This is a genomic window from Pirellulales bacterium (assembly GCA_035499655.1).
GTDB lineage: Bacteria > Planctomycetota > Planctomycetia > Pirellulales > JADZDJ01 > DATJYL01.
The window spans coordinates 16,235-32,646 of record DATJYL010000201.1 but is presented as its reverse complement, the minus strand read 5'-3'; the positions used below and the strand labels follow the sequence as shown (position 1 = coordinate 32,646).

At 54.8% G+C, this 16,412-nt stretch carries 14 protein-coding genes; 11 read left to right on the top strand and 3 right to left on the bottom strand.

Features of this window, described 5'->3' with window-relative positions; genetic code table 11:
- Positions 1–126: 126 nt before the first annotated feature.
- From VMJ32_15005 to upp, 9 genes are all read left to right on the top strand, one after another.
- Complete coding sequence (locus VMJ32_15005) at positions 127–1,575, top strand: hypothetical protein (GenBank protein HTQ40332.1); 1,449 nt, start codon at positions 127–129, stop codon at positions 1,573–1,575.
- A 35-nt stretch (positions 1,576–1,610) separates the two neighbouring features.
- Positions 1,611–2,210 (top strand): cytochrome c, encoded by a 600-nt coding sequence (locus VMJ32_15000; GenBank protein ID HTQ40331.1) that lies wholly within the window; start codon positions 1,611–1,613, stop codon positions 2,208–2,210.
- A gap of 49 nt (positions 2,211–2,259) precedes the next feature.
- Positions 2,260–2,613, top strand: coding sequence for a hypothetical protein (locus tag VMJ32_14995; GenBank protein ID HTQ40330.1), 354 nt, complete (start codon positions 2,260–2,262; stop codon positions 2,611–2,613).
- Between the two features lie 141 nt (positions 2,614–2,754).
- Positions 2,755–3,321, top strand: a complete 567-nt coding sequence (locus VMJ32_14990) for a hypothetical protein (protein ID HTQ40329.1) — start codon at positions 2,755–2,757, stop codon at positions 3,319–3,321.
- 55 nt (positions 3,322–3,376) lie between these two features.
- Positions 3,377–4,573: a GNAT family N-acetyltransferase gene (locus tag VMJ32_14985; GenBank protein HTQ40328.1), complete on the top strand. Its 1,197-nt coding sequence runs from the start codon at positions 3,377–3,379 to the stop codon at positions 4,571–4,573.
- Between the two features lie 120 nt (positions 4,574–4,693).
- Positions 4,694–5,143 carry a hypothetical protein gene (locus VMJ32_14980; protein ID HTQ40327.1) on the top strand — a complete coding sequence of 150 codons (450 nt, stop codon included), beginning with the start codon at positions 4,694–4,696 and terminating at the stop codon, positions 5,141–5,143.
- Between the two features lie 130 nt (positions 5,144–5,273).
- A complete protein-coding gene (locus tag VMJ32_14975; protein HTQ40326.1) occupies positions 5,274–6,749 on the top strand; it encodes a hypothetical protein in 1,476 nt (491 codons plus the stop codon).
- 80 nt (positions 6,750–6,829) lie between these two features.
- Positions 6,830–8,245, top strand: coding sequence for a phage portal protein (locus VMJ32_14970; GenBank protein HTQ40325.1), 1,416 nt, complete (start codon positions 6,830–6,832; stop codon positions 8,243–8,245).
- A 190-nt stretch (positions 8,246–8,435) separates the two neighbouring features.
- Positions 8,436–9,071, top strand: coding sequence for a uracil phosphoribosyltransferase (gene upp, locus VMJ32_14965; protein ID HTQ40324.1), 636 nt, complete (start codon positions 8,436–8,438; stop codon positions 9,069–9,071).
- Positions 9,072–9,138: 67 nt separating this feature from the next.
- On the opposite strand, the gene VMJ32_14960 is transcribed toward upp, so the two are convergent.
- From VMJ32_14960 to VMJ32_14950, 3 genes are all read right to left on the bottom strand, one after another.
- The gene (locus tag VMJ32_14960; GenBank protein ID HTQ40323.1) at positions 9,139–10,290 is read right to left on the bottom strand and encodes a universal stress protein; all 1,152 of its coding nucleotides are present in this window, start codon (positions 10,288–10,290) and stop codon (positions 9,139–9,141) included.
- Between the two features lie 44 nt (positions 10,291–10,334).
- Positions 10,335–12,200 carry an ATP-binding protein gene (locus tag VMJ32_14955; protein HTQ40322.1) on the bottom strand — a complete coding sequence of 622 codons (1,866 nt, stop codon included), beginning with the start codon at positions 12,198–12,200 and terminating at the stop codon, positions 10,335–10,337.
- 79 nt (positions 12,201–12,279) lie between these two features.
- A complete protein-coding gene (locus VMJ32_14950; GenBank protein ID HTQ40321.1) occupies positions 12,280–13,611 on the bottom strand; it encodes a sigma-54 dependent transcriptional regulator in 1,332 nt (443 codons plus the stop codon).
- A gap of 262 nt (positions 13,612–13,873) precedes the next feature.
- Between VMJ32_14950 and VMJ32_14945 the strand changes: the two genes are divergently transcribed.
- Together VMJ32_14945 and kdpA are read left to right on the top strand one after the other, a co-directional pair.
- The gene (locus VMJ32_14945) at positions 13,874–14,230 is read left to right on the top strand and encodes a hypothetical protein (protein HTQ40320.1); all 357 of its coding nucleotides are present in this window, start codon (positions 13,874–13,876) and stop codon (positions 14,228–14,230) included.
- A gap of 288 nt (positions 14,231–14,518) precedes the next feature.
- A complete protein-coding gene (kdpA, locus tag VMJ32_14940; GenBank protein HTQ40319.1) occupies positions 14,519–16,342 on the top strand; it encodes a potassium-transporting ATPase subunit KdpA in 1,824 nt (607 codons plus the stop codon).
- Positions 16,343–16,412 lie beyond the last annotated feature (70 nt).

Here is a 16,412-nt window from a genome sequence, read left to right as displayed (position 1 = left end):
ACAACTCGTCTGGTAATAATTTACCTGCCATGGCCTTCATCCCTCCGTGATTCGACTTGATCCGAAACACAAAAGGACATCATATTGATCCCTACTCAACAACCAACGCAAGATTAGTTTTGTCCGGTGGCTCTAAGTCTTTTCGCAGTTGTCACGCCTGCGGATGAGGTCCGTGCCGCCGCAGCGGACGTGAAACAACTGCCGCCGGAAGCATGCTCGGCCGCACGTTACCTCACGTTGTATGCCATCGATCCGGCAAAACGTCATGAGGCTTTGCAAGTCATCGGCTACACGCTCAACACATTGTCAAACTCTCGCGCCATCAGTCCTCCAGTATTGGTAACGCCCACTCTGGTTCGGTTCAGTATCAACCAATACACCGTGCGGCAGGACGAATTTGCCGCTTGGGCCGCCGCTTGGGAAAAGCTTGCGGAATCTGATCCTTATTTCCACCTCCGCACCGAAGTCCTCAATCGCCAGGAATCAGTCCTCAGTAATAAATCTTCCCCACGCAGCGGCTCCGTTCATCAAACCACTAACCACCGACCACTGACCACTTTCCTCACGACCGACGGCGGCTGGGCCGATCTCAACGCAACCGCACAGTTGCGGGAGGCCACGCACTCCGCCGGGGCTTTGCTCCGAGCCGATTATTTCCTCGTGCAAGCCACCACCACGCCGCATTATTACGAATTCGCAGACGTGCCAAATACCGAAAACGAGTTTCTCCAATCCCTTGGCGTCGATCGCGCTGCAATCGACCATCTTCACGCCAACGCCGGGGCAAATTTAGTCTTGAGCGGCGTGACCGCAAAGCCCCGCCGCATTGTTTGGGCACAGGGGCCATTGGGCGGAGTATACTCCACCCTTGATGTGGAACGCGTCGATGCCGAACGCGATCCGCTTCGCAGGCCGATTACTGCGGCAGGCCTGGCGTTTCGCTACGACCTTGGCGAGTGGTTTGCCCTCGCGCCCAATGGTTTGTGGCGTACCGCGCTTTTCAATTCCGCTGGCCGCCGCCAAGATTCAGTCCCTGACCGCGTGGCAAAAGATACCTCGGATCCCGCGGGCGACGGCATTGTAATTCCAATCATCTCCTGTATTCGCTGCCATCGCGAAGCGGGCTTGCGACCGTTCACCGACGACGAAACCAAGCTGCTCTCGGGCCGGGTCGATTTGTTCAGTCCCGATCCCACCATCGTCCAGCGCGCCGTCGAGTTCTACGATGAACCGCGCTTGCAGCGCCAAATGGAGTTCGATCGCCAAACTTATGCCGACGCTGTCGTCCGCGCCACCGCAGGCATGAAGCCCGAGGAACTCGCACAGTCGCTGGCCGCGCTGTTTCGGGAGCATGCTTACCTGCCAGTGACACCCCAGCAAGCGGCCCTGGAAGTCGGGCTCAATCTAACGCAGTTCCGTCAAGCATTGGCTGCCACTCGCGATCCCGTGATTCTGTTGCTCTTGGAAAATCGCTCCGTGCTGCGCGGGCAATGGGAATCAAGTTTCGCCGAAGCCGCTCTGGCAGCCGAAGCATTTCGGCAGGTCATTACCAGCAATACACGCAATTCAAATTGAGAAATTCGCACTCGCACTCAAACGGAGTCCACAGCATGCAACGAACTATGTCTCTCTTAGCGATCACGTTGTTGATCTATCTAACAGCCGTCATTTCGCAAGTCTCTGCCGACTGTAAGACAAACAAGGGCGACGAAATTCAAGTAGTCGTCCCATTCGCAGTGCCGGTTGGTGTCCCCGTCGCCCCCTTTGCTCCGTATTTTTACAGCTACCAGCAGGTGCAAGGACGAGTAGCTGGAGACGAGAATCCCACTAACGGCTCCATGCCGATTTCGCGGCCGATCAATCCGGTTCCGATAGATATTCCATCGGCAGCCGTTTCGCCCCCCGCCTCTCAATTCTCTCCTTCTGTCGCAGGTCCCTCATCTCCCGATCCGCAAAATTCCTCTGCTGCCGTCACACACTGCGCTTCCTGCCACGGCGGACAAAATCCAAAAGCCAATCTCTCTTTAGAACACCCCGAAACGCTAAGTCCCACGGACCGGCTCAAGGCCGTTCGCGCGGTAATCACCGGCCGTATGCCCAAAGGAAGTCAAATTTCCACGGAAGAAATCCATGCAGTAATCACCGAATTGACTGCCCAAAGCAATCCGGCCATCGACTCCTCCAATAACTCACCAGACAAAAAGAATTAGCTCGTTCAATTTTTCAATTCCTCGCCCTTTACAAAAGGAGTATCACACCATGAAGTTCATTCGTTTCGCCGCAGCGTTAATGTTATCCATCCTGGCGACTAAAGTCGCCGCAGCTTGTCCCCAGGCAGCGATGAGCGCCGCTTCCTGCAATGTCAACCAGCAGGTCGCGCCAGTTGTTGCACAAGCGGCTCCGGTTGTCGTTCAAACTGTGCCAACCGTCGCTGTCCAAAGTTACGCGGTACCAAACGTGGCCGTCCTGGCAACGCCCACCATTGTCGCGCCGGCCACCGTTTTGGCCACGCCGGCCCTGGTTACACCCAGCGTCGTCGTGAACACCGTAGTGCATCAGCCACGAAAATCAGCCCGCGTGCAAATTAGCCGTGTACGTTTGCGCTCTCGCTAGGTTGCCGAAAATAGCAACGGGCGATTAGTGATAAACGGTCGAGCCATAATCCTGCGCTGGCCGGCTAATCGCCCAGTTGCTAATCGTTTACCCTCCTCTTTCTGAAACTGCAACCCATCCCACTATCCATTTCAGCATGCCATGCAAATCCGCGACCGCATTAAGGAACTACGCCGCGTCCCAGCCCGAGACTTGCGGCCAAACCCTAAAAACTGGCGGATCCATCCGTCAACACAGCAAGACGCTTTGCGCGGGGTATTGGCCGAAATTGGGTATGCCGGTGCATTGCTGGCCCGGGAACTAAACGATGGATCGCTCGAATTGATCGACGGCCACCTCCGCGCCGAAACCACGCCGGACTTACCGGTTCCCGTGCTCGTGCTCGATCTTTCCAGCGACGAAGCAGACAAACTTTTGGCCACCTACGACCCGCTCAGCGGCATGGCCACCGTCGATGCCGACGCGCTGCAATCGCTGCTGGCCGATGTACCCATCGATAACTCCGCCGTGCAGCTCATGCTCAGCAACGTTGTCGCCACGGCCGACAAGCAACAGCTCACGCAAAACAATCCCGACCACCCTCCGCGAGAAGTGAAATTGCCCGAGCTATTCCAAATTGTCGTGGAATGCCAAAACGAACAGCAGCAACGACAGCTCTACGAACAGTTGACCGCCGCAGGCCATAAATGCCGCGTCCTGACACTTTGAATTGAACGATTTTCGTTTCCAACTGACCACGGACCACTAACCTTCACGCTTTCCCATGCTCACCAACGTTGAACTGGAATGCCCCGTCTTCGATTCTTTCCGTGTGCAGCAAGTGGCGGGCATGTTCGATGTGCCGCTGGCTGAGAAAATGCGCCTGCAGTTTACCGTCGAAGTGCCTGCCTTATCCGGATCCGAAAAGTTCGATTGGCAAATCGGCGTCATCGTCGGGCCATCTGGCAGCGGCAAAACAACGCTCGCCCGCAAGCTTTTCGGGGAACAGTTCATCGAGCGCATCTCCTGGCCCGCAAATCGGGCAGTCATCGATTGTTTCGGCGAGCTTTCCATTCACCATATCACCGGGCTTCTGACCGCGGTCGGTTTCAGTTCGCCTCCTTCCTGGGTCAAGCCGTACCACGTCCTCAGCGGCGGCGAGAAATTTCGCTGCGATTTGGCCCGGGCGCTGGCACAAGGAATAGTTGCCAACACGCCGTTGTTCTCTGCAACTGACCAAGGACTACTGACAAATGACGTACCTTTAGTCGCTTTCGACGAATTCACCAGCGTGGTCGATCGCAACGTCGCCCAAATCGGCTCCGCTGCCGTGGCTAAAGCAGTCCGTAGCAAGCAAATCGGCTGCCAGTTCGTAGCGGTCACGTGCCACTACGATATTCTGCCATGGCTGTCGCCCGATTGGGTCATCGACATGGCCACCCGCGAATTCACGCAATACGACGACAACACAAACTCGATCAGCAAAACCGACAAGTATCCGCACCGGAGGCGACTTCGGCGGCCGTCCATCGAACTGCAGCTCCACCGTTGCCGGCATGCTTTGTGGCGCATCTTTGCGCGTCATCACTATTTGAGCGCCAGCTTGAGCAAAATGGCCCGGTGCTACGTGGCGTTGTGGCACGACGAGCCGGTCTCGCTCTGCGCCACCCTACCCGTCATCGGAAAGAGGAAACATTGGCGAATATCACGAATTGTAACCCTGCCCGACTACCAAGGCGTGGGCATCGGCATGCGCGTGATGGAAGCTGTGACCGACTTGTATCGCGCCGACGGCTGCCGTCTGAACGTCACCGCCAGCCATCCCGCTTTAATCGCCCATTGCCGCCGCTCGCCCAAATGGCGGGCCGTCAATGTCATGAAAACCGGCGCTCACCACACCGACCGCTTTATTCCCGGCTACCGCGGCAGCTCCGGCCGCGCCGTCGTTTCATTTGAGTACCAAGTAGTCAAACCCATCTGACACAAAACGAGTCCAAAGGGAAACATGCTGGAAAGTCCAACCAACGCAAATCGCATATTCCTCGACACTTTCGCACCAATTTACCCTCGCACTTTCCCTCCGATTTTTTGAAAGCGCTTTATGCAACCCACTCTTGATGAAGCAAAACGCAAAGCCATTTGCGCCATCCTTTCGGTGGGCGGCACCCGACGGATGGCCGCGCGCTTCGTCGGATGCGCAGAGCGCACCATCCGCAACACGGCGGCCCGTGATCCCGCCTTTCGACGCGCCCTCAAGCAAACCGACGTCAGCCCCGAAATCACGTTTCTCAAAACCTTATTCAACGCCGCCAGCGATGCCAAACATTGGCAGGCCGCCAAATGGGCACTCCAGCACATTTATCCCGAACGTTACGCGCGCCGCCCTCAAACATTCACCATCGATCAAACGAAGGAATTGCTTTCTCAAATGATCCAGTCCATCGACAAAGCCATCCCCGACGAAAAAACACGCGCAGCCATCCGGCGGAAAATTCGCATACTCGCCGGCGCAGCTCCACCTTCAAAAAGGAAACGTCGGCATGTCCGCTGAACTGCAATTCGATTGGCGTGATGAAATGGGCGGCTCTCTCGACGAGCTCAGAAGTCACCTGTATGTTTGCGCCGAAAGCTCTTTCTCTCGTCAACATGCACCATTCACCGAATTTCTGCTTGCCGATCTCATGACTTGGTCGCGATCGTTTCTACCCGATCATTTCCGCCTGCCGCCATCGACGATGCACATTTGGTTGGCCGAGCAATTGGACGCCATGCGGACCAATCGCGGGATAAAACTCAACGTTGCCGGACCGCGCGGCAGTGCCAAATCAACGGTCACTACCCTGGCCTATGTGCTCCGCGAAGCTTTGAGTGGCCGCGAGCCTTACATTTGGATCGTTTCCGACACCAAGCACCAGGCCGCCGCCCATTTGGAAAACGTCAAGACCGAATTGCTGGAAAACCGGCGATTGCTCTCCGCGTATCCGCAGTCGGCCGGCATTGGACCTGCCTGGCGCGCTAATGCGGCGTTGCTGCGTAATGGCGTGCTAATCGAAGCCTTCGGCACCGGCCAGCGAATTCGCGGCCGCCGGCGTCGCTTTCATCGCCCCACCCTGATTGTGTGCGACGATTTGCAAAACGATAGCCACATTCAATCCGCCTTGGCCCGCGATCATTCCCGCGCGTGGTTTCACGGAATGCTGCTGAAAGCCGGCACCAAATTCACCAATGTGGTAAATCTCGGCACGGCTTTGCATCGTGAATGCTTGACGATGGAGTTGCATCGCACGCCGGGCTGGATTTCACGCCTGTTCCGCGCCATCCGGCACTGGCCGGATGAAATGCCCCTCTGGCATGCCTGGGAACAAATCTATTGCGATGTCGAACAAGCTGAATCCCGCGCCTCGGCTCGTCTGTTCTACGAGCAGAATCGCCCACAAATGGATGCCGGCGCCGTGGTGCTATGGCCGGAGCAAGAAGATTTATACACGCTCATGTGCATGCGCTCCGAAAGCGGCAATACGGCTTTCGAACGCGAAAAACAAAGTACGCCCATAAACCCCGAGCAATGCGAATGGCCCGAATCGTATTTCGGCGATTGGATTTGGTTCGATTCTTGGCCCACCAATCTGCGCCTGCGAACGCTGGCGCTGGATCCCAGCAAAGGCGCCGATGCTCGCCACGGCGATTATTCGGCATTCGTTCTCTTGGGCATCGATCACCAAGGCCAATTATACATGGAAGCCGATCTTGCCCGCCGTCCTTCGCCGCACATGGTGACCGACGGAATCGAGCTCTGCCGCCGTTTTCAGCCCCACGTGTTCGGCCTGGAGGCAAATCAGTTTCAAGAATTGCTGGGGGCAGATTTCGCCGCTGAGTTTATTCGCCAGGGCATGATCGGCATCGCTCCCTGTTCCATCGAAAACCGCATCAGCAAAGCCGTACGGATTCGACGGCTGGGACCGCTGCTGGCCGCCCGGCGGCTGCGATTTATAACCCGTTCACCAGGCACTCGCCTGCTGGTGGAACAGCTTAAGGAGTTTCCCATTTCCGCCCATGACGATGGCCCCGATGCCGCCGAAATGGCCCTGCGCTTGGCGGAAGCCTATTTGCAACCGACGCCTGCCGACGACGGCTTAGGAAATCGGTTAATTAAATGACCAAAAAACAAAATTTTATTTTCTCAACCATTCGTCATTCACTTACTCGCCACTTAAACACTCAATTTGGAGATTAAATTATGTCACGCAGCATTCAACCCACCCTCGATCGGCTCGAAAAACGCCTATTGGAAGCCTATGACGATCTGTGGGACAGTTTCGTCGATCCTCGCGAACCTTACAGCGACGACGGCCAGTGGTGGCTGCCGCTGGCAGAAAACGGCGCCACCGGCGGCTCCCCCTTGCTGGGCCCAGCAAACGAAGCCCAACTGGCGGAAATCCGTCGCCAATGCCGTCTGCTGGCCCTGGAGAACGAATTTGCCATTAATGGCCACGAAAATCGAATTAGTTACATTGTCGGGTCAGGCCACTCTTACCGCGCCACAGGCCGCAAATTTATTCCCGATCCCCCGACCGGGCACACGGAGCAAACATTAACCACGCTCATCGCCCAGGTGCAAAGTGTGATCGACCAGTTCATCTTCTCCAATCATTGGCATCAGCGTCAGCAAGAAATCGTGCGTCGCCGGGATCGAGACGGCGAAGCGCTGCTGCGATTCTTTACAGACCCCGATGGCAGCCTGTGTCTGCGTTTTGTCGAGCCCGATCAAGTCTTCACGCCACCAGATCAGGTTGTAAATCCCGCTGCTCGCTTGGGCATTCTCACTGATCGCCACGACGTGGAAACTGTGCTGGGTTACTTTATCGACGGCCAACTGGTCGCCGCGGCCGATATTCAACACCGTAAAGCAAACGTCGATGCCAACGTTCGCCGCGGCTTACCCCTCTTCTATCCCGTCCGAAAAAATCTGCGCCGTGCCGAAAAGCTGCTACGGAACATGAGCGTCGTGGCGGAAATTCAATCGGCGATCGCGCTCATTCGCAAACATCGTCAAGGAACAGCCACCGGTGTGCAACAATTCGTAACCAATCAGGCCGATGTCACAATGACATCGCCCAACACAGGCCGAACAAGTACTTTCCGCCGCTATGGCCCCGGTACGATTCTCGATGCGAATGCCAACATTGATTACGACTTTCCGGCATCAAACGTCGATGCCGCAAACTTTGTCACCGTCTTGCAGGCCGAGTTGCGCGCCGTCGCCAGCCGGTTGGTAATGCCAGAATTCATGCTGACTTCCGATGCTTCCAACGCGAACTACTCGTCCACTATGATGGCCGAAGGACCGGCCATGCGAATGTTCGCCCGTTTGCAAGCGGAACAAGTAATCGACGATTTGGAAGTTATGTGGCGCGCGGTGAACGCCGCCATTGATGCCGGCAATTTGCCGGCCGAAACCGAAAACTTGGTCGATATCTTGGCGGTGCCCCCATCGCTTGTTGTGCGCGATCAATTGCAGGAAGCCCAGCGTTTCCGCATCGAAAACGCCGCTGGAATTCTCTCGCCGCAAACGTGGTGCCAACGCGACGGCCTGGATTACGACCAGGAACAAGCAAATTTCGCTGCCCACAAACGACATGCCAACCAGGTGTAATATACGGTAAGTATATGGCCACGCTGTGTCGGTCGGGAACATACATCGACCACAATACTGGCCATATTGAACTGATTATAGTAAGCTAAATTCATCAGCAGGTTCCACGCACTATCTTCTTTCGGCGGAGGTACCCATGACGGTCCAAGTGCCATCGCGGCCAGTCGCGCCACGAGAAAGGAAGCAGCGCATGTCGGGCATTTTTGAAGTCCAGCATCCGCTCATCGCCAATCATCTGGCTCACTTGCGCGATGTTAGCACGCCGCCGGCCGAGTTTCGCGTGCTGGTGCAACGCCTGGCCGTATTGCTGGCCTACGAGGCCACCCAAGATCTTGAATTGGCGCCAGCCCATGTGCAAACCCCGCTGGCCGTTACCACCGGTCAGGTGTTGAATCAACGCATTGGGCTGATTCCCATTTTGCGGGCCGGTTTAGGAATGGTCGATCCTGTGTTGAACTTGATCCCCGGCGCAGAAGTGTGGCACCTGGGCGTGTACCGCGATGAAAAGACGGCAACACCCGTGGAATACTACAGCCGTGTGCAAGGAACGAATCCGGTCGATGTGGCTTTGGTTCTCGATCCGATGCTAGCCACCGGCGGATCCGCCGTGGCAGCTCTGGCCACCTTGAAGGAGTGGGGCGTGCCCCAGGCAAAGCTGTTGGCAATCATCGCTGCTCGAGAAGGAATCGACGAAGTCTTTTCTCAGTTTCCCAACACACAGATTTATGTGTGCGCCATCGATCCTGAGTTAAACGCCAAAAAATATATTGTGCCTGGCTTGGGCGACGCCGGCGACCGAATTTTCAATACTCAGCCCGCCGAATGATTCGGTTCCATTCCTCGTGCTTTGATAAATCTTCCAATGAGCGGGCTGGCGGCTGGTTTTGTAAGCCTTAATCTTCCGTTATCGGTGCATTATCTACCACCACAACATCCACGCCGCGAACACTCTGCAGCAGGCGATCGATGACCGACTGGTTGAACCAACGGCGATACCAAGCCCTTTGACTACGCCCTAACACGATGTGGGTGACTCCGTATTCCTTGACAAAGGCGTCGATCGCATTCACTAGGTCCGTTCCCTTAAATTGCAGCGATGTCCCCCCTAATTGCGAGGCCAACTCAAGGTTGTTGGCAATGACGCGCTGAGTCGCGGCATCAATCTTTTCCGGTGCCTCCCTGGGCGTCTGTACATAAACGGCAAACCAAGGGGCCCCCATCCGATCAGCAATACGAGCGGCCTTGCGCAACAGCGCATCGGCGCGCGGGCTTCGAGAACTGAGGCAAGCCATTACACATTCCGAGCCGGAAGCTGTTGCGGCGCCTTGCTGCGCTTGCTCCCGACGCCGTCGATCCAAGCGAAAGGCAATCTCTTCCATTGCCAACTCGCGAAGCTGCGTTAATTTTTCCTCGGCAAAGAAATTCTCCAAGGCCGTCGGAATGCGCTCCATGGGATATACTTTTCCTGCCTGCAGTCGTTCGCGCAGGTCCTCGGCGGATAAATCCACATTGACGATCTGATCGGCCATTGCCACAACATAATCCGGAATTCGTTCTTTGACGCGCACGCCCGTGGCACGCTCGACAATCTCGTGCAGGCTTTCCAAGTGTTGAACGTTGAGCGTGGTGATGACATTGATCCCCGCTTTGAGAATGTCATCGACATCTTGATAGCGTTTCGCGTGGCGACTTCCCGGAGCATTGGTATGCGCCAGTTCGTCTACCAAGGCAATCGTAGGATGCCGTGCGAGCACTTGGTCGGTATCCATTTCGTCGAGTGTTACACCGCGATATTCAATTTTCCTGCGCGGAACCTGTTCCAGCTCACCGACTTGGGCCATCGTTTCTGTGCGACCGTGCGTCTCCACAAGGCCAATCACCACATCGACGCCCTGCCTACGCAGCCGGTTGCCTTCTTGGAGCATTTGGTATGTTTTACCCACTCCGGCGGCAAAACCCAGGTAGATTTTCAGCCTCCCCCGCTGTTGGCGTCGGATAAGATCGAGAAATTGCTCTGGCTTCTGTTGAGTTTGATCGTTGGACACTGCGGCTTCCTTGTTCATTGGGCAGATGTTCAAACCGATGGAGCTTAGGCCCGGGCACCGGCCGAATCTGTGGTTTGCAAGATCGGCAGGAACATGCGAAAGACTGTTTTTTTACCGGGCTCGCTTTCGCACTCCACAGAACCACCGTGCGCCGTAGCAATTTCTCGGACTATAGCCAGCCCCAGGCCGCTGCCACCGGGAACGGAACTCCCCGGAATACGGAAATATTTTTCAAACACTGATTGAATGTATTCGGACGGAATCCCGCGGCCTGTGTCGGTCACGGAGAAAGCAATCTTCCCGTCAACTTGTTTGGCGGCCAGCTTGATTCGCCCTCCCAGGGGCGTATATGCCAGCGCATTATCTAACAAATTTTGCAGCGCATGCTGAAGTTGGTCCACATCAACCGCAACCTGTGGCAGATCAGCAGGCGCTTCCAGAGAGAGCTCGACGCCTTGCTCCGCCGCTCGTGGTCGGAACGATTCAGCCATGGATCGCATCAGTGCCCCCGGCCGCGACGGCTGGAAATGCAATTGCCCCGGCGCTTGTTCCAAACGAGCCAGATCGAGCAGGTTATTGATCATTACCAAAATTCGCTCGGCATTATCGCGGGCATCGATCAGCAATTCGAGCTGCTTTGGCAAAAGCGGTCCGGTCGTATCTTCCAACAGCAAGTGCAAAGCAAGCCGAATGCTGGTCAGAGGAGTTTTCAATTCATGACTGACCGTGGCCACAAGATTACTTTTCACTTCGTCCAACAGACGAAAGCGGGTAATATCCTGCAGCAAAACTGCCACGCCGCGAGTCATTCCATGTGCATCACGAATCGGTGCAATTCGCGGCAAGAACGAACGCGATTCGTCTCCCGTTCGCAAATTGATAGCTTTATCGAAATCTTGCGGCAAATACTCTCCCTGCTCGCGAAAGCTGTCGGCCAAAGGCTGTCGCAAGGCGGCCGGCGGTTCCCATTTTGTGGAAGCGCTTCCGGTCTCTGACACCGGCACAACGCCCAACAAACGCCGAGCCACTGGATTGGCCATTTCAACCTCATGTTGCCGGTTAATCACCAATACTGGGTCAGGGAAAGAATTTATCGTCGCTTGTCCGGTTTGCTGTGCGAGAACTAATTGACCTCGTTGCGATTGGAGTAGATCGCGAAGTTGGCGGGCCATCGTGTTGAATGCGCTTGCTAGCGCCCCAATTTCATCGTCGGACGATACCGATACCAGTTGATCCAAATCGCCGTGACCGATGGCTGTGGCGGAATCGGTGAGTGCTCGGATGGGATAAAGAATTGTGCGAATCGTACTGCCTAGCAAGACTGCGGCCAGGGCAACCCCCAGAACAAGGCCAACTCCATACCACCACAGCGACAAGTGCGCCATGCGGCGCGCTTGCTGGTCCGCATCATGCATATTATCCTCATTCATCTTGAGTATCTTGCTGGATACTTCTTTGATTTTTCGAAAGGAATCATACAGCCCAGGTTGACCTTCCGGTGAAAAATAAAGCGATGTTCGCGACTCTTTGGCCTGCTTATAAAAAGCATCACCCTGCTCTCGATATTGCTTGCTAAACATCGTGAGCGACTCAACTAATTCAGCTTCTCCTGGCAGAGTGATATTGCCTTGTTCCCCTTTCAAATTGGCATCGTAAGGCGTCAAATTGGCTTGGTATTGCTTGAACGCATCGTCCTCGCGGCCGGCTAGGGCAAATTGAAATGACGAGTCGATGCGCTCCAAAGCTTCATTGAGGTTGCGCATGTAAATGACACTGTCATAATTCTCATGCAAGATTTCCTCGATGCGTGTGCCAATGCGGTAGATCAAAATGGTGGCCGTTCCTCCGATGACTGCAAGCAGAATCAGCAGTGGAATCAAAGCCACGATGATGCGTTGCCGGAAAGTCACTGCTACACCCCGTAGTTAAAATACTTCAGCTTCGATTGCCGCCGATCCTTATCGGAGACATCGACAACTTACAGCTTCGTCATATCCCGTATCGTTTGCGCTTTCGATAGAGAGTGCTAGGATTGATGCCTAACTTTTCCGCCGCTGCTTCAATGGTTTCGCTGGAAGCAAGAACATGACGGATATGCTCCGCTTCGATCTGGTCCAGCGAATTGGAATCCAGCGCCGCAGAATCTAGTGCAGTAGGATTGCCAATTTGGCTAGGCAAATGACTCAGTTCGATCCACGGGCCCGGAGACAGAATGACCCCACGCTCAATGGCGTTGCGGAGTTCGCGGATATTTCCTGGCCAAGGATAACGTACCATTGCATCTCGCACTTCCTGCGCAAATCCCGCGATAGCTTTTGCATTCTGACGGACGAAAAACCGCAGCAAATGCTCCGCCAACGGCAAAATATCTTTTAGTCGTTGCCGGAGCGAGAGCATTGTGACTTCAACCACATTCAAACGGTAAAAGAGGTCCTCGCGAAATCGTCCAGCGGTGATTTCGGCTTCCAGGTGGCGATTTGTGGCTGCAATCACGCGCACATTGCTGGTTCGCGTTTGCGTTTCGCCAACTCGCTCGTACACCCTTTCCTGTAGTAGCCGCAGCAACTTGGGTTGTAAAGGAAGCGGCAAATCGCCGACCTCGTCGAGGAACAAAGTTCCACCTTCCGCTGCGGCGACTTTGCCGGTTGTATCTCGAACTGCTCCAGTAAACGCGCCTTGAACATGCCCAAACAATTCGCTTTCCAGTAGTTCTGAAGACAAACTGGGGCAGTGAATCGTAACGAACGGCGCTGCAGAACGGGTACTGCGGGCATGAATGGCACGCGCCAACACGCCTTTTCCGGTGCCGCTTTCTCCCCGCAATAGAATGGTGGCCTCGGTCGGTGCTGTCTTGAAAGCCACATCTAATGCTTGCCGCATTTGTGGTTCTTCGGTTTGCAGATCAACTTCGGGCTCGACAGAGCGAACCTGCTCCTCGAGCTCCTCGACTTGGAATTGAAGTTTGCGCATTTTTGCAATGCGATCTAGTAGAACGCGAAGTTGGTCTGGCGTGAATGGCTTGGGAAGATAGTCGAAAGCCCCACGACGCATGGCTTCGACGGCGGTTTCAATCGTCGCAAAAGCGGTGACTACGATGACCTGCAAGCCGGGCGCGAGCCGCAACATTTGCGGCAGCAAATCTAAGCCTTGCTCTTGCGCAAGGCGCAAATCGAGAAAAGCCACATCAAATGGCCGACGCTCTAAACATTGAATGGCCTGTGAACTATCTCGTGCCTCCACGGCAGTGTGCCCCAGCAATTCCAGCGAGAGGCGCATGGTACGTCGCAGGCCCGAGTCGTCATCGACAACCAAGACATTCATCAAATTAAAGCCTAACGCCGAGTTCTAAAATCGTGCAATTTGCAATGCGTTAATCGTGCAATTTGCAATAACCAACGAGTTCTCAAAGAGGGTCGTTTCTCGTATCCATAGGCAATTATACGACTTACATGGCGCCTTGTGATGCCGGCACGAAGGATGCAATAGGAAGCGTGCAGAAAAGATGCCGTAAGAACGCCTGACAGATTGTCACAACCAGAATTGCCCCCACGGCTCAGCAATGGTTGCGAATGGAGTGTGCATTATGACAGTGCATCAAAAAACAAGGCTGATCGGCATGGGCGCGGTTTTCGTGGCTTCGGTTGCGCTCACAGCGATTGGGATTTTGTTTGACCTTTTTGTACCCAAAGGTTCCGTGGTCGGGCTGCTCTTGGCAGTGCTTCCGTTGGGTTGCGCAGTCTTAGCGGTTTTGGCAGGATTTCATCAGATGCTCGAGATGCCTGTCCGTAGCCTCGGGCATGCACCGAAGCGGGCGACCAAACTAGAAAAGTCTTTGATCGGTTCCACAAACCAAAATTATCCGGCGGCGCAGGTAAACGGCGCTTCAGGATTTAGAACCAACTCAATAGTTGCAGTCGAACAGGCACAAATCGGCGCTTGATCCCCAGTTCCAGCATGTGCAGCCCTCTATCGCTGGTTCTGTTGTGCAGCCATTCTGTACGAATTTAATAGAGCATTCGACATGAATCTAACAATCTGGATACCTGGTTTATTTTTACTGGGTCTCATTGGCCTGGGATTGATGTTCGCCCTGATTAAAGGCTGCGACAAAGTCTAGAGGACTAAATCATGATCGTATTTGCCGCCATCGTGACAGTGTTGTTGTTTATCTATCTGTTCACGGCGCTTTTGCGCCCTGAATGGTTCTAAAGAGGAAAAGGTTCATTCCATGTGGACTTTGCCGGTATTTGTTTTCGCTATCACATTCGTCCTCGCCATTCCGCTGGGCCTGTACATGGCCTACGTGTTTGAGGGCCGTTGTCGCATCCCCGGATTTCTGCGCTGGATCGAAAGCCGTGTGGACACGGGGCCACAATATTGGAAGCAGTACTGCTGGGCGTTTATGTTATTCAATGTCGTGACATTCGTCGTGGGTTTTGCCGTACTGGCCACGCAGCCGTACCATCCATCGTTTCTGAATCCCGACGGAAAAGGAATGCTGTCGCCGAGCACAATCTTTCACACGGCCATCTCATTCATGACGAACACGAATCAGCAGCACTATTCAGGCGAAGTGCACTTCTCATATTTCACCCAAATCTTTTTCGTCTGCTGGAAGCAAATTCTTTCGCCGGTAATTGGCTTGGCTGCTTTAGTGGCCATTATTCGTGGCTTGCGCGGCGACAAGACCATGGGAAATTTCTATTTAGATATGTGGCGAGGCGTCGCCTACTTTTACATTCCACTGAATCTCATCGTTGGCGTGCTTCTGCTTTGGGGCGGTTCGCCAATGACCCTGGATGGTGCAGCTCAAGCGGCTACGGTTGAAACAGGAGCGATGGGTACCAACGATGCCGGCAATGCCAACCCCCAACTAATTGCCCGCGGTCCGGTAGCAGCCATCGTTGCCGTGAAACAATTTGGCACCAACGGCGGTGGTTACTTCGGCGCCAATAGTGCCCATCCGTTTGAAAACCCCAATAGCTGGACGAATTTACTAACTTGCATGGGAATCATTTTGATTCCCGTGGCGCAATTGGTGATGTTCGGCAAAATGCTCAAAAATTATCCACACGCCGCGGTCATCTTCGGAGTGATGCTGGTGCTTTCGTTGATTACACTCGGCTGGAGTCTGTATTGGGATGCCGAGCGTCCGAATCCCGCCTTAACAGCCCATCCAGCGCAAACATATCACGCGACCGATTCCACCGTCGAAGGCGGCTTGCGCGAAATCGACGTATCGGCCGTGGCAGGTTTGCCCGTTGATCAATCGCTCGGAAATCTAGAGGGTAAAGAACTGCGCTTCGGCACCGCGGCCGGTGCGACCTGGGCCGCGCTGACAACGAACACTTCCAACGGTTCGGTGAATTGTATGCATGATAGCCTGAATCCGTTGGCGGGAATCACGCCGCTAACGGGCATGTGGCTGAATTGCATTTGGGGGGGCGTTGGCGTGGGGCTGATTAACCTGCTGATTTATCTCATTATTGGCGTCTTCATCGCCGGCCTAATGGTTGGGCGCACGCCGGAGTATTTAGGCAAAAAGGTGGAAGCCAAGGAAATGAAATTGGCGTCGTTCGCCATGCTTGCTCACCCGCTTTTGATCCTGATCCCCGCCGGGTTGTTTGTCGCAACGGACTGGGGTTTTGGCACCAAAAACAATCCAGCCGCTCACGGTTTTTCAGAAATTGTCTACGAATTCACTTCGGCATCAGCTAATAACGGCTCCGGCTTCGAAGGCCTGGGGGATACCGTGGGCTTTGCCGCCGACGATGCTCCCGCAAAAGCCCCGCAACGGGCGTGGGATATAGCGTGCGGTTTAGTCATGTTACTGGGGCGCTTTATTCCGATCATTGCGCCCATTGCAATCGCCGGCAGTCTGTCGGTTAAAAAAGCGACTCCGTTCACCGTGGGCACATTGCGAACTGACACCGTTACGTTCGGATTTGTGCTGTTAGGCACAATCCTTCTTGTGGGTGCTTTGTTGTTTTTGCCCGCCGCGGTGCTCGGCCCCGTTGCAGAACATTTCGGCCCATTACCCTTTGGCGGCTAAGGCCGCGCGTGTGTGGAATTCTTCACCCTGCCATAGGCGTATTTATCAATAGATTTTGGAGTGCATTCAC

Excerpts from the sequence above, each read along its gene's own strand:
- VMJ32_14995 (HTQ40330.1), top strand. The coding sequence starts at position 2,260 with ATGAAGTTCATTCGTTTCGCCGCAGCGTTAATGTTATCCATCCTGGCG.
- VMJ32_14985 (HTQ40328.1), top strand. The coding sequence starts at position 3,377 with ATGCTCACCAACGTTGAACTGGAATGCCCCGTCTTCGATTCTTTCCGT.
- VMJ32_14945 (HTQ40320.1), top strand. The coding sequence starts at position 13,874 with ATGACAGTGCATCAAAAAACAAGGCTGATCGGCATGGGCGCGGTTTTC.
- VMJ32_14970 (HTQ40325.1), top strand. The coding sequence starts at position 6,830 with ATGTCACGCAGCATTCAACCCACCCTCGATCGGCTCGAAAAACGCCTA.
- VMJ32_14990 (HTQ40329.1), top strand. The coding sequence starts at position 2,755 with ATGCAAATCCGCGACCGCATTAAGGAACTACGCCGCGTCCCAGCCCGA.
- VMJ32_14980 (HTQ40327.1), top strand. The coding sequence starts at position 4,694 with ATGCAACCCACTCTTGATGAAGCAAAACGCAAAGCCATTTGCGCCATC.
- upp (HTQ40324.1), top strand. The coding sequence starts at position 8,436 with ATGTCGGGCATTTTTGAAGTCCAGCATCCGCTCATCGCCAATCATCTG.
- VMJ32_14975 (HTQ40326.1), top strand. The coding sequence starts at position 5,274 with ATGACTTGGTCGCGATCGTTTCTACCCGATCATTTCCGCCTGCCGCCA.
- VMJ32_14950 (HTQ40321.1), bottom strand. The coding sequence starts at position 13,611 with ATGAATGTCTTGGTTGTCGATGACGACTCGGGCCTGCGACGTACCATG.
- kdpA (HTQ40319.1), top strand. The coding sequence starts at position 14,519 with ATGTGGACTTTGCCGGTATTTGTTTTCGCTATCACATTCGTCCTCGCC.
- VMJ32_15000 (HTQ40331.1), top strand. The coding sequence starts at position 1,611 with ATGCAACGAACTATGTCTCTCTTAGCGATCACGTTGTTGATCTATCTA.